This is a genomic window from Mycobacterium sp. NGS68 (assembly GCF_059812195.1).
In genome coordinates, this window is sequence record NZ_JCALCE010000063.1 from 1 (window position 1) to 13,250 (window position 13,250).

The window sequence follows — 13,250 nt, forward strand, 5'->3', positions numbered from 1 at the left end:
AGCCCGTCACCGGCGGTGCCGGCGCTGAACCTGCAAAACCTGCTGCAGAGCTACCAAAGCGCGATTAACCCACCCGCCCAGGGTGATCCGACCGCGGCGCTCAGCGCCCTGCTCACCCAGCTGGTACCGGCGTTGGCCGCTCGGCGCAAGGAACAGCAAGCCCTGACGGTCGCGACCAACGCGGCCGGGGTGGATAGCTCCTTTGGACCCGTTCTGCTCCTGGACGATTCCCTGCTCCCCGCCGCAGCCAGTCCGAACAACCCGGCGATCAGCGACTTCACCGCGATCAGCAGCAGCGGGCTCACCGCCCAGTTTTGGCTCAGCGACAACCGCACCAACCAATCCGCCGACATCACGGCGCTGGCGCCGTCACTCACCTACACCGACACCCCCGGACCGTCCGGCAGCCCGCAGAACCCCTTGCCCGCTCCGAACGCGGGGGCGGCCGCGATCGCTGCCAGCTGGAGCGGCTACCTCAATGCCGGCCAGACCGGCAGTTACGGACTGACCGTCCACACCGATGGCACGGTCAGCGTCAGCGTCGACGGTGCCGACGTCGGCATGAAGGCGGACTCCAATTCGCCTGGCCTGTATACGAACCAGAACCCGATCACGCTCACCGCCGGAAACCCGGTGGCCGTCGCCATCACGGCCGACGGGCTCCGCACCACCTTCGAAGTCACCTGGCAGACCGCCGGGACCGGCTGGCAGCCCATCCCAGCGGCCGCCCTCTTTGCCGCCGATTTGATCGACAACCTCAGTGCTACCAACCTGCGGTTGCTCAAAATCAGCGCATTAGCAACGAATTTGAGCCTCACCGCAGCGGAGATCGCGTATTTGGCACAGCGGCCCGACCTGACCGTCAACGGCCAATCATGGACTGCCGCCCTGCCGATCGGAGACATGCCCGCACCGGTCGCCGCCCCGCTGCGGCCGAGTCAATGGACCACGGTGCTCGACGGGCTACTCATTTACGCCGCAGCCAAATCGAGGTATTCGCCCGGCAGCACGAATCTGCTCGACGCGCTGGTCGACCTGGGTGCGGGCGCCGCGACAGGCGTGGCGGAATTCGCGAACGTGACCCGCTGGGACCCCGACTCCATCGTGGCCGTGGCCTACCAACTGCAGATCGTCGGCGCGCAGAACTCGTCGCTGATGCCGTCGTCTCAACCCACCACAGTGACGCTGTCCAACGGAGTCACCGTGACCGCTGCCAACCCGCAGACGGCGGCTGCGCTCGCCGCAGCATCCGCAACCGGCACCGCGGCCACGGTTTTCGACGCCTACCGCGAACAGGGCATCACCATTCCCGTGCCAGGCACCGCGGTACCCAATCCGGTCGACCCCGGACTGCTGCAACCGGGCGATATCGGGACGTTCGCCAAGACCGGCACCTCTGACCCAGCCCAGATCTTGGCTCTGGGCAACGGAAACGCGATCGTCGACGGAAAAGTCCAGTCGGTCACCACCGCCACCGCGGCACCGGGCTTCCTGGGCTGGCAGCATCCCCCGTCACCGCCGTGGCTCCCGCTGCTGGCCCGGCTCAGCGCGGCATTCGACATCATCAACGGCTGCCGGTTGTCCCCGGCAAGCCTGATCGCCGCAACGAATTGGGATGTTACACAAGTCGAATCGGATGTTCGCTCACGCTTCGGTCAAGCTGAGTGGCTCGACATCGCTACCGGCGTCAACAACGAGATCCGCGTCGCACAACGGGACGCCTTAGTCACCGCCATCCTGATCCTCGACGGCACCCAGATCCTGACCACCCTGGGCATCCAGACGACAACCAACCGCGTCCCCACGGCCGACGACCTGTACAGCTTCTTCCTCATGGACGTCGAGATGTCGACATGCATGCAGACCTCGCGCGTGCGGATGGCGCTGTCGTCGGTGCAGCAGTTCATCGAACGCTGTCTGCATAACATGGAACCGGCGGTTGACCCGGTGGGCATCGACCCCGACGGGGAATGGCCGATGCGCAAGACGTACCGGGTGTGGCAGGCCGCGATGGAAGTGTTCCTCACCCCGCACCAATACATGGTCGAGTCGTTACGCGACGATCAGTCTGAAATATTCACCGTCGCGGCCAAACAACTCCAGCAGGGCGATATCGACGCGGATGCGGCCGTCGGCATCTATCAGCAGTACCTGACCGATCTGTCGAAAATTGCCCAGCTCGATCCCTGCGGTCTGTATTACGAAGAATCCGACTCCACCGGTCATGACGCGGCACACATCATCGCACGCGATCTCGCGGGTCACTACTATTACCGGTATAAGCGGAATGGATTCTGGTCACCGTGGGCCGACACCAAACTCCCCATCGATGGAAAACCGCTGCAGGTCTTTAATTGGAACGGTCGCCTATTCGTCTTCTGGCTGAAAATCCAGCCGACACCCCCCGCCAACCCCGGTGCCGCGGCGGCGGGGCTGACCAGCGCGGTTCAGTCCGGCGGCGATGATCTCGCCAAGGGGGTCTCGAACATGATCTCCAGCGTCGCCAACACCTCTACAACCAAATGCAGTGCAATACTGTGTTATTCGGAATACCGCCACGAGGCCTGGCAGGCGACACAACAATCCGGGCCGCTCTCCCTCGATGATTACGTCGACCGCCCCGGCCTCGATCTACGGATCTGGACGTCCACCGACCAGAAAGACCGGAGCATCTATATCCAGATCGCCTATTCCGACGATCTGACCATTCCGTTCTTCAAGACGCTAGACAATCTGAACGGGTATTTGTTTGCGCTCAACAATCCGAGCAGCACTCCGCTGTTGGTACACCAAGTCGACGAAAACCAGGACTATCCAGGAAGCCGCATCGAAGCCCTGAGCCAGACGTACGCACTGCGCTGGACGCCGCACTCCGACGACCCAACCTCCCTCCAGTTCCAATTCGTATACACCTTGTGGGGCAGTTGGCTCACGCATGATTCCGGCCAGATCATAAAAGGTCAATTTCCACTCACCTTATGCGAGGCGCAATACGGCGAGCCAGATCAGAGGTTCATGCCGTTTCTGCTCGCGGATGCGAATAACACCTTCTGGGTCGACGTGGCGCAACCGACTCCCATTTTCGGGCGCTTCAGCGGCTTTGGCTCGGTGACGGGCCGATCGATCGGGTCAGGCACCTTCACGCCCCTTGTCGTCCGATCAGCCGCGCCCCTGGTCGAACCGCCCGAGCTGACTCGTCAACTCAACGACCCATCGCGCGCAGCGGCCGCGCTGACCGCCGCGCCAACATTGCGCGCGCTGCTGGGAACCGCCTCCACCGTCCAATTCAACGGAGCCGTTATCGGCGCCACCGGTGACAGCACCACCAATCTCCCGCCCAAGTAACACACCGCTAAGGAGGAGGCACCGCATGGCCGGACCCCAAGGCGTCAACCGCTTCCACGAATCAGCCGACCTCGCCCTTGTTGCGCAGAACTCGGGGCTTCTGATGCCATTCTCGGAACCCGCCGCCGCACAAATGGAATTCGTCATCGAAAACCACTTCAGCCCGTTTGTTCAGGCCTTGATCACCCAAATCAACACTGCGACGGGCGATCCGATCGGAACGATGCTCGATCCCGGTTCCTTGACCAACCTGATCAACGATTCCACCGTGGTGCAACCCAGCGATCAGTTTCAGCACACGAACGCAGAGTATCCTGCCGAATTCGAGCCCTACGGCATCGACCTTGACCCGCACCTACCCTATGCGAACTACCACTGGGAACTCGGATACCACCTGATACACACGATCGCCGACGTCCACCACCGCAACGGCCGCTACGACGAGGAAGAAAGCTTCCTGCGCTACATCCTCGACCCCGCCTCGACCGACATGCTCGACGACCCCGCTCTGCCCCCACAGGCCAAATACTGGAAATTCTTGTACTTCCGACAAAACGCCCAGAATACGGCGACGATCCTGGAGACCCTCAGCGATCCCAACGTCGACAAGTCGCAAGTCGTCGACAGTTACAACATCGCGATGATCACACCGTTCGAGCCGTTCGCGGTGGCGCGTGCGCGCCCCGTCTGCTTCATGTATTTCACGATGATGAAACTGCTGGAATGCTACCTGGCCAAGACCGACAGCCTGTTGGCCAATATGACCATCGAGACGGTCAACGAGGCGACCCAATGGGTCATCAAGGCCGCCAACCTATTAGGCCCCCGTCCCCAGCAGATCCCCAAGATAGGCACGGTGGCTGCGCGCTCCTATGACCAGATCGGGCCGAAGTCAAGCCGGCAGGATCTGTTGGGCGATGCGCTGGTGGACCTCGAAGCCCAATTCCCGTTCAACCTCAACACCAGCACTACACCGGCCGCACCCGGGACGGGGCCACTGTTCGGGCTGGGCCAAACACTGTACTTCTGCATACCCGAAGACCAATCGCTGCTGAGCTATTGGGATACCGTCGACGACCGGTTGCACAAGATCCGTAACTGTGAAAACCTCTCCGGGCAAGTGCAATTGATGCCGTTGTTCGATCCGCCCATCGACCCGGGCCTGCTGGTTGCGGCCACCGCGGCCGGTCTGGACATCGCGTCCGTGGTAGCCGGTCTCAACCAACCCGTGGCCGCGGTACGCACGCCGATCATGATCCGCCGGGCGTTGGACATGTCCGCAGAACTGCAGCGGGTGTCCAACGAACTGCTGGCGGCGCTGGAGAAAAAAGACGCCCAGCATTTGGCTGCGCTAAGGCAAGGCAATGACACGACGCTGCAGCAGATGATCATCGACACCCGAACCCTGCAGCATCAGCAGGCCATCGCGGCCACCAACGCCCTGCAGGCGCAACAGCAATCGGCCTTAGAACGCTACAACTACCACATGCACCTGTTCGGTCTCGACGCTGCTGCGCTCCCCACGATCGACGCCAACACCACCATCACGCAGGCCAACTTCGCCAGCGCCTACGACACGCTGGTCAATCAGTTCGGCAGCGCGCTGACGTCGCCCGGCACCCAGGCCTATTCGACAGTGCTCAACCTGCAGACCGCTGCTCCCGCAACCCAAGCCGGCGCCACCAACCCGGGTCCGCTCTACCTCAGCAGCTTCGAGAACCAAGAACTCAACCAAAACATGCCGGACGTCAAACGCTACGAACAAGATTCCGCGAATCGACAATCCGACGCCGCACAGTTTCAAATGATCCCCGGCGCCAGCGCCGGCATCAGCGCCCAACCGTGGGGCTTGGGAATCTCAATCCCGAACCCCATTCCCGACTTCATCCGAGCTCAGGCGGAGCATTCGGCGTCCAATGCGGCGGGCTCACGCGCCGATGCCGCCAGCGCGGGGAAAACGGCAGGCTACCAACGCCGTACCGATGACTGGACCTTCCAGCTCAACAGCGCCGCGCGTGATATGCAGGCCATCGGCAAGCAGCTGCTCACCTCGATCATCGCCCAGCAGTCCGCGGCCCAAGAGCTGGCGAACGCCACCCAACAGCAGCAGGACAGCCAAACGGTGCTCGACTACATGACGACCGTCAAAATGTTCACCCGCGAAGACCTCTACGACTGGATGCAAGGAGAGCTGTTCACCCAACTACAGAAGTATTACCAGTTCGCGACCGACTTGGCGCACAAGGCCGAATTGACGATGAAGCACGAACTGATGCGCCCCGAGGTCGACGCCGCGACCTACATCCAACCCAACTATTTTAACAATGCCTGGAAAGGACTGACCGCCGCCGACGCTCTCACCTACGACATCAAGCGGCTGGAAGCCGACTACGACACCTACAACCTACGTGAACTCGAACTGACCGAGCATGTTTCGGTGCGCCAACTCGACCCGGTGGCACTGCTGAACCTGATCATCACCGGCAGCTGCACCGTCAGTATTCCCGAATGGCGCTACGACCTGGACCGTCCCGGGCTGTACATGCGGCGCATCAAAACCGTTGCCGTCTCCGTGTTTTGCAACTCCGGCCCCTACACCAACGTCAACTGCACCGCCACGCTGCAGAACAGCAGCGTACGCACCACACCCGGGCCGCAGGCCGGGCCTTACGAGCGGTCGACCACCGGAGACGACGCACGTTTCACCGACTACTACGGCTCCCTGGATTCGATCGTTACCAGCAGCGGCGTCAACGACAGTGGCATGTTCGAGACCAATCTGCGCGACGACCGGTTCCTCCCCTTCGAAGGCGCCGGTGCCATCAGTACGTGGACCCTGGAGCTCCCGCCGCTGCGGACCTTCGACTACAGCACCATCACCGACGTCATTTTGCACATCCGCCACACCGCCCGCGACGGCGGTGTCACGCAGGCCAATCAGGCGACCACCGCCGTGCAGAACCAATTCCATCCTTCGCAGAACAACCCTTCCGGACCCGCCTCGTCCGGACAGGCTCAGCTGTTCTGTCTACGCCAGGACTTCTCCAACGAGTGGTCCACTTTTGTCAGCAGCACCGATACCACCGCCCCGTTCACGGCCGCCATCGCCAAGCAGCGCTTCGGGTACCTGGTGCAGAACTCCAAGCAATTCACGATCGATTCGCTCACGTTGTTCACCCCGGAGCAGGCGGCCAATTCGCCAAGTATTCAGGCGATTTCGGTGCCGGCGACCAGCCTCACCGGCGACCTGAACGCCGGTGAGGCGACACTGACGCTCAGCATCGACCCCTCATTGCGGTCATTGAGTTCCATGGTGTATCTCGTTGTGGCATACCACTTCACACCGAACTGAGCCTCGAGCTACAGCGGCGTGACGTAGGCCGAGCTGATCCCGCCGTCGACCAGGAACGTCGAGGCGGTGATGAACGAGGCGTCGTCGCTGGCCAAAAAGGCGACGGCGGCGGCGATTTCGTCGGGCTCGGCGAAGCGGCCCACCGGCACGTGCACGAGCCGGCGGGCGGCGCGTTCGGGGTCCTTGGCGAACAGCTCCTGCAGCAGTGGGGTGTTGACGGGTCCCGGACACAGCGCGTTGACCCGGATACCCTGTCGGGCGTACTGCACGCCGAGCTCCCGCGACATGGCCAGCACCCCGCCCTTGGAGGCGGTGTAGGAGATCTGCGACGTCGCCGACCCGAGCACCGCGACGAACGACGCCGTGTTGATGATCGAACCCCGCCCGGCCGGCACCATGTGCCGCAGCGCCGCCCGGCAGCACAGGTACACCGACGTCAGGTTGACCTCCTGCACCCGCTGCCACGCCTCGAGGCCGGTGTGCTCGATCAGGTCGTCCTCGGGCGGCGAGATGCCGGCGTTGTTGAACGCGATGTCGACGGATCCGTAGCGCTGCGCCGCGGTGTCGAACAGCGCGTTGACCTCGTACTCGTCGGTGACATCCACTGACACGAACAGGCCCGCGAGCTCGTCGGCGGCCGCCGCGCCGGCGTAGTCGTCGATATCGCCGATAACGATCGTTGCGCCCTCGGCGGCCATCCGGCGGCCGGCGGCCAGGCCGATGCCGCTGCCGCCGCCGGTGATGACCGCCACCCGGCCGTCCAGGCGCCGCGTCAGATCCATCAAGCCTCCTTCACGGCGATGAACACGTTCTTGGTCTCGGTGAACTGTAGCGGCGCGTCCGGGCCGAGCTCGCGGCCCAGCCCCGACTGCTTGAAGCCGCCGAAGGGGGTGTTGTAGCGCACCGACGAATGCGAATTCACGGACAGATTCCCCGCTTCCACCGCCCGCGACACCCGCAGCGCGCGGGACAGGTCGTCGGTCCAGATCGAACCGGACAGCCCGTAGTCGGTGGCGTTGGCCAGCGCGATCGCGTCCGCCTCGTCGTCGAACGGCAGCACGCAGACCACCGGGCCGAAGATCTCCTCGGTGACGGCCCGGTCGGTGCGCTGCGGGGTCAGAACCGTTGGCGGAAACCAGAACCCGGGCCCCGACGGCGCCGTGCCGCGAAACGCGACGGGGGCGCCGTCGGGCACGTAGGAGGCCACCTTGTCGCGGTGCGCGGCGGAGACCAGCGGACCCATCTGTGTTTCGCGCGTACCGGGGTCGCCCACCACCACGCGTTGCACCGCCGGCTCGAGTAGCTCCATGAACCGGTCGTAGACGCTGCGCTGTACCAGGATTCGGCTGCGGGCGCAGCAGTCCTGCCCGGCGTTGTCGAACACCCCGGCGGGCGCGGTCGCCGCCGCGAGCGCCACGTCGCAGTCCTCGAACACGATGTTGGCGCTCTTGCCGCCCAGTTCCAGCGTCACCCGTTTGACCGCGGCCGCGGCCCCCGCCATCACCTTCTTGCCCACCTCGGTGGACCCGGTGAACACGATCTTGCGCACGTCTGGGTGGGTGACGAAGCGCTCCCCCACCACCGCGCCGCGTCCCGGCAGCACCTGCAGCAGGTCCTTGTCCAGCCCGGCCTGCACCGCCAGCTCCCCGAGCCGCACGGTGGACAGCGGCGTCCACTCGGCGGGCTTGACCAGCACCGCGTTGCCGGCGGCCAGCGCCGGCGCGATGCCCCAGGACGCAATGGGCATCGGAAAGTTCCACGGCGTGATCAGCCCGACCACGCCCAGCGGCTCGTTGAACGTGACGTCCAACCCGCCCGCGACGGGAATCTGCTTGCCGGACAGGCGTTCCGGGGCGGCGGCGTAGTACGCCAGCACGTCGCGGACGTGACCCGCCTCCCACTCCGCCGACGCGATCGGATGCCCGGAATTGGCCACCTCCAGCGCGGCCAGTTCGTCGACGTGGTCACCGACGGCGGCCGCGAACGCCCGCAGCCCCGCGGCCCGCTCCGCCGGCGCCAGCCGCGACCAGCGTCGCTGGGCGGCCCGAGCCCGCCGCACCGCGTCGTCGACGGCGGCGACGTCGGTGTGCTCGACCGCGCGCAGCGTCTCTTCGGTCGCCGGGTTGACCAGTTGCGTGGCCGTCATCGCGCGCCCGCGTAGGACCGCGCGGCGTCGACGATCGCGGCGAACAGCCGAAGGTCCTCCAGCGACTCCTCCGGGTGCCACTGCACGGCGAGGACGAAGTTCTCGCCCGGCAGCTCCAGCGCCTCGACCACGCCGTCGGCGTCCCAGGCGCTGACCACCAGGCCCGCGCCGATGTCGGCGACCGCTTGGTGGTGATAGCAGCGGACATCGGCGGATTCCCCGATCAGCGCGGCCAGGCGGGTGCCCGCCACCGTACGCACCGGCAACGACGTGAACACCGCATTGCCGGCCCGATGGCCTTGGTGGCCAAGGACTTCGGGCAGGTGCTGATGCAGCGTCCCGCCGAGCGCGACGTTGAGCACCTGCGCGCCGCGGCAGATGCCGAGTACCGGCAGATTCCGTTGCAGCGCGCCCCGCAGTAGCGCGAATTCCCACGCGTCGCGGACCGCGCCCGGCCGGTCGGTTTCCGGGTGCGGTTGCTGACCGTAGGCGGCGGGGTCGACGTCCTTGCCGCCGGTAATCAGCAGGCCGTCCAGGCTGTCGAGCACCCGCTCAGCGGCCTCGACATCCACCGGCTGCGGCGGCAGCAGCACGGCGATGCCGCCGGCCATGGTTACGCCCTGAAAGTATTGGGCGGGCAGGAAACTCGCCGTGACATCCCACACGCCGGTCTGCGCCCGGTCGAGGTAGGTCGTCAGACCGATCACCGGGGGCCGCCCGTGGCCTCTACCGGCGTTCGCGGGCGCGGCGGTGCCGGGCGCAGCGGGACGCCGCCGATCGGGCTCATAGCCGTTCAAAGCCACGCGTCCTCTCCCAGTCGGTGACCGCGGCGTTGAATGCCGTCAGCTCCACCCTCGCGTTGTTCAGGTAGTGCGCGACAACGTCGTCGCCGAATGCGGCGCGGGCCGCGGCGGAAGCCTCGAACGCCGCCGCCGCCTCGGCCAGTGTCGCGGGCAATCGCGGCACGTCCGGGGCCGCGTAGGCGTTGCCGGCGTACGGCTCGGCAAGCTCGAGGTCCTGCTCGACACCGTACAACCCGCCGGCGATCAGCGCCGCCACTGCCAGGTACTGGTTGACATCGCCACCGGGAACCCGGCATTCGACCCGGATGCTCTGCCCGTGACCGACCACCCGCAGCGCGCAGGTGCGGTTGTCCAAACCCCAGGCCACCGCGGTCGGCGCGAAGCTGCCGTCGGCAAAGCGCTTGTAGGAGTTGATGTTCGGCGCGTAGAACAGGGTGAATTCACGCAGAGTGGCCAGCAGCCCGGCGAGGAAGCTGCGGAACAACGACGACATGCCGTGCTGCCCGGCGCTGTCGGCGAAGCGCGCGCCACCCCTCCTGCCGCCCTGGGCGCGCAGCGAAAGGTGGATGTGACAGCTGTTGCCCTCGCGCTCATCGTATTTCGCCATGAAGGTCAGGCTTTTGCCGTGCTGATCGGCGATCTCCTTGGCGCCGTTCTTGTAGATGGCGTGGTTGTCGCAGGTCACCAGCGCGTCGTCGTAGCGGAAGCCGATCTCCTGCTGGCCCCGGTTGCACTCACCCTTGACGGCCTCGAACCGCAGGCCCGCGCCCTGCATGCCCAGCCGGATGTCGCGCAGCAGTGGCTCCATCCGCGACGACGCCAGGATCGCGTAGTCGATGTTGTAGTCGCTGGCCGGGGTCAGGCCGCGGTAGCCGCCGGCCCACGCCTCGCGGTAGGACTGGTCGAACACGATGAACTCCAGCTCGGTGGCGACGTCGGCGGCCAGCCCGCGCTCGCCGAGCCGATCCAGCTGGCGGCGCAGGACAGCCCGCGGTGACGCGGTGACGGCGCTGCCGTCGGCCCAGCCCAGATCGGCGATCACCAGCGCCGTGCCGGGCAACCACGGCACGAGCCGGAACGTGGTGAGGTCCGGCGTCATCACCATGTCGCCGTAGCCGGTGTCCCAGCTCGACATCGCGTATCCGGCGACGGTGTTCATGTCGACGTCGACGGCCAGCAGGTAACTGCAGCATTCGGCGCCGTGCTCGGCCATCTCGTCGATGAAGAGCCGGGCGGACACCCGTTTCCCGACGAGCCGACCCTGCATGTCGGTGAACGCCACGATGACGGTGTCGACGTCCCCGGCCCCGACCAGCCCTTCCAGGTCGGCCCACGACAACAACGCAGAACCCGCACCGGTCACGAGCGCTTCCTCCCGAAGTAGAGCTACCAGGTGCTGGTGCGCATGACGATCTCGGCGGCCAGCTGAGCGGTCGACTCCTGGGCGTTTCGCCGGCCGAGCAGGTCCACCATGCGGTAGTCGGCGTAGACGAAGCGCTGGCTTTCGCGCGCCGCCGCCCGCGCCGCCGCCGAGCTGACGAGCACGGTGGTGCTGATTTCCACCGGCGGGCAGTGTGCGTCGGCGACCACGCCGTTCTGGTCGGCGACGCGCGGATGCCCGCGGTCGATGGCCACCAAGCCGACGAACCGGCCCAGCCTGGTCGCCGCCAGCTCCCACGCCAGCTCGGCGCCTGTGCGGTCGCCGACCACCACCGCCCAGCCGATCCGTAGCGAGTCCAGGATGCCGACCACCGACTTGGCCGTCAGCCTCGGGTCGGGGCCGATGACGACGGTGCGCAGCGAAGCCGTGTGCAGCCGTTCGCACACCGCGTCATAGGCGGCCGGCGCGCGCTGCTCGGCGCCCAGAATGACGACGACGACACCCTTGTCGGGACCGGCTACGGCCACCTGAACGGGAAACCCGTCGAGCGTGGTCATCATCGAGGGCACTTCCGCACGTTACAGCGATTGGGCAGCCAGCGCGACGTTTATGCGTTTACAGCCCGCTCAGCAGCTCGATGATGGCGTGGGGCAGACCGAGTAGCCGCGGCACGTACCCGATGTCCAGGATGCCGGCGTTGAGGATGCCGAAGTTCGCGAAGCCCGACAGCGCCGCGCCCGCATTGAACAGGCCGGAGGTGTTGATGCCGAGGTTGAACGGGCCCGAGGTCAGCGCGCCGAAGTTGAGCAGGCCCGAGTTGCCGAAGCCCACCAGCAGCAGGCCGGAGTTCCCGGCGCCCGGGTTGATGATGCCCGAGTTGCCGGCGCCCGGGTTGAAGAAGCCCGAGTTGCCGATGCCGGTGGTCAGGAAGCCGGACGACCCGGCGAACAGGTTCAGGGTGCCCGAGTTCCCGGCGGCCACGTTGAGGTTGCCCGAGCTGCCGAACCCGAAGTTGGAGGAGCCGGAGTTGCCCGCGCCCGGGTTGGAATCGCCGGAGCTGCCGGCGCCCAGGTTGTTGCTGCCGGCGTTGCCGAAGCCGATGTTGTTGCTGCCCGAGCTGCCGGCGCCCGGGTTGTTGGTGCCGGAGCTGCCGAAGCCGATGTTGCCCGAGCCCGCGTTCCCGCCGCCGGGGTTGTTGGTGCCCGAGCTGCCCGCGGTACCGGAGTTGTTGTTGCCCGAACTTCCCAGGGCCGCAGCGTTTCCGGATCCCGAGCCGCCGCCGTTGGCGGTGTTGTTCTTGCCGGAGCTGCCCAGCGTCGCGGTGTTGCCCGAGCCCGAGCTGCCGGCGCCGGCCATGTTGTTCTCGCCGGAGTTGCCGCCGCTGGCCGCGTTGCCGGACCCCGAGCTGCCGGCGCTGCCGTAGTTGGCGTGGCCCGAGTCGCCGCCGGTCACCGAGTTGTTGGTGCCGGAGCTGCCGAACGACAGGCCGGTGTTGTTGGAGCCGGAGTTCCCGCCGGCCACCCCGCCGTTGTTGTAGCCGGAGCTGCCGAACGCAACACCGCTGTTGCCCGAGCCGGAGTTCCCGCCGCTCACGCCGACGTTGTCCGAGCCCGAGCTGCCGAACGACACGCCGCTGTTGTTGCGTCCGGAGTTGCCGCCGCTGACCCCGACGTTGTCGTGGCCCGAGCTGCCGAACGACACGCCGCTGTTGCCCGAGCCGGAGTTCCCGCCGCTGACCCCGACGTTGTCCGAGCCCGAGCTGCCGAACGACAACCCGCTGTTGTTGCGTCCGGAGTTCCCGCCGCTGCCGCCCACATTGTTGGAGCCGGAGTTGCCGAACGACGCCCCGCTGTTGCCTGAACCCGAGTTGCCGATGGCGACGCCGGCGTTGCTCTGGCCCGAGTTGCCGCCGGTGCCGCCCACGTTGCCGGAACCGGAGTTGCCGATGGAAAGGCCGCTGTTGCCGGTGCCCGAGTTCCCGAACGAGGCGCCGCTGTTGGACGTGCCCGAGTTGCCGCCGGCGCCCGCGTTGTTCCAACCCGAATTCCCGCCGCCCACAATGTTGTTGAAGCCCGAGCTGCCGACGGCGCCGGAGTTGTTGGAGCCGGAGTTGCCGCCGTTGACGGTGTGGAAGGAGCCCGAACTCCCGAACGACGCGCCGACGTTGTCGTGACCGGAGTTGCCGAAGGCCAGCCCGCTGTTGTTCTGACCCGAGTTGCCGCC

8 protein-coding genes are annotated in these 13,250 nt (G+C 66.2%); 2 read left to right on the forward strand and 6 right to left on the reverse strand.

The window, feature by feature from the left end:
- Positions 1-15 precede the first annotated feature (15 nt).
- Both AC5Y5V_RS30795 and AC5Y5V_RS30800 read left to right on the forward strand, forming a co-directional pair.
- Positions 16-3,345, forward strand: coding sequence for a neuraminidase-like domain-containing protein (locus AC5Y5V_RS30795; RefSeq protein WP_499942783.1), 3,330 nt, complete (start codon positions 16-18; stop codon positions 3,343-3,345).
- Positions 3,346-3,370: 25 nt separating this feature from the next.
- Positions 3,371-6,697 carry a Tc toxin subunit A-related protein gene (locus AC5Y5V_RS30800; RefSeq protein WP_499942784.1) on the forward strand — a complete coding sequence of 1,109 codons (3,327 nt, stop codon included), beginning with the start codon at positions 3,371-3,373 and terminating at the stop codon, positions 6,695-6,697.
- An 8-nt stretch (positions 6,698-6,705) separates the two neighbouring features.
- Here the strand turns inward: AC5Y5V_RS30800 and AC5Y5V_RS30805 are convergent, their stop codons facing one another.
- The 6 genes from AC5Y5V_RS30805 to AC5Y5V_RS30830 all read right to left on the reverse strand — a co-directional run.
- Positions 6,706-7,482, reverse strand: a complete 777-nt coding sequence (locus tag AC5Y5V_RS30805) for a 3-oxoacyl-ACP reductase (RefSeq protein ID WP_499942786.1) — start codon at positions 7,480-7,482, stop codon at positions 6,706-6,708.
- Positions 7,479-8,843 carry an aldehyde dehydrogenase family protein gene (locus tag AC5Y5V_RS30810; RefSeq protein ID WP_499942787.1) on the reverse strand — a complete coding sequence of 455 codons (1,365 nt, stop codon included), beginning with the start codon at positions 8,841-8,843 and terminating at the stop codon, positions 7,479-7,481. The genes AC5Y5V_RS30805 and AC5Y5V_RS30810 overlap by 4 nt, the downstream gene beginning before the upstream one ends.
- Positions 8,840-9,550 carry a gamma-glutamyl-gamma-aminobutyrate hydrolase family protein gene (locus tag AC5Y5V_RS30815; RefSeq protein WP_499942791.1) on the reverse strand — a complete coding sequence of 237 codons (711 nt, stop codon included), beginning with the start codon at positions 9,548-9,550 and terminating at the stop codon, positions 8,840-8,842. The genes AC5Y5V_RS30810 and AC5Y5V_RS30815 overlap by 4 nt, the downstream gene beginning before the upstream one ends.
- Before the next feature lie 76 nt (positions 9,551-9,626).
- A complete protein-coding gene (locus AC5Y5V_RS30820) occupies positions 9,627-11,009 on the reverse strand; it encodes a glutamine synthetase family protein (RefSeq protein ID WP_499942788.1) in 1,383 nt (460 codons plus the stop codon).
- Between the two features lie 23 nt (positions 11,010-11,032).
- Positions 11,033-11,587 carry an alpha/beta hydrolase gene (locus tag AC5Y5V_RS30825; protein ID WP_499942793.1) on the reverse strand — a complete coding sequence of 185 codons (555 nt, stop codon included), beginning with the start codon at positions 11,585-11,587 and terminating at the stop codon, positions 11,033-11,035.
- A 55-nt stretch (positions 11,588-11,642) separates the two neighbouring features.
- Positions 11,643-13,250, reverse strand: a 1,608-nt coding sequence (locus AC5Y5V_RS30830) for a beta strand repeat-containing protein (protein ID WP_499942790.1), incomplete at its 5' end; no start/stop codon positions are given.

Bases quoted from the DNA above. Each gene is read 5' to 3' on its own strand.
- AC5Y5V_RS30800 (WP_499942784.1), top strand. From the start codon at position 3,371: ATGGCCGGACCCCAAGGCGTCAACCGCTTCCACGAATCAGCCGACCTC.
- AC5Y5V_RS30810 (WP_499942787.1), bottom strand. From the start codon at position 8,843: ATGACGGCCACGCAACTGGTCAACCCGGCGACCGAAGAGACGCTGCGC.
- AC5Y5V_RS30825 (WP_499942793.1), bottom strand. From the start codon at position 11,587: ATGATGACCACGCTCGACGGGTTTCCCGTTCAGGTGGCCGTAGCCGGT.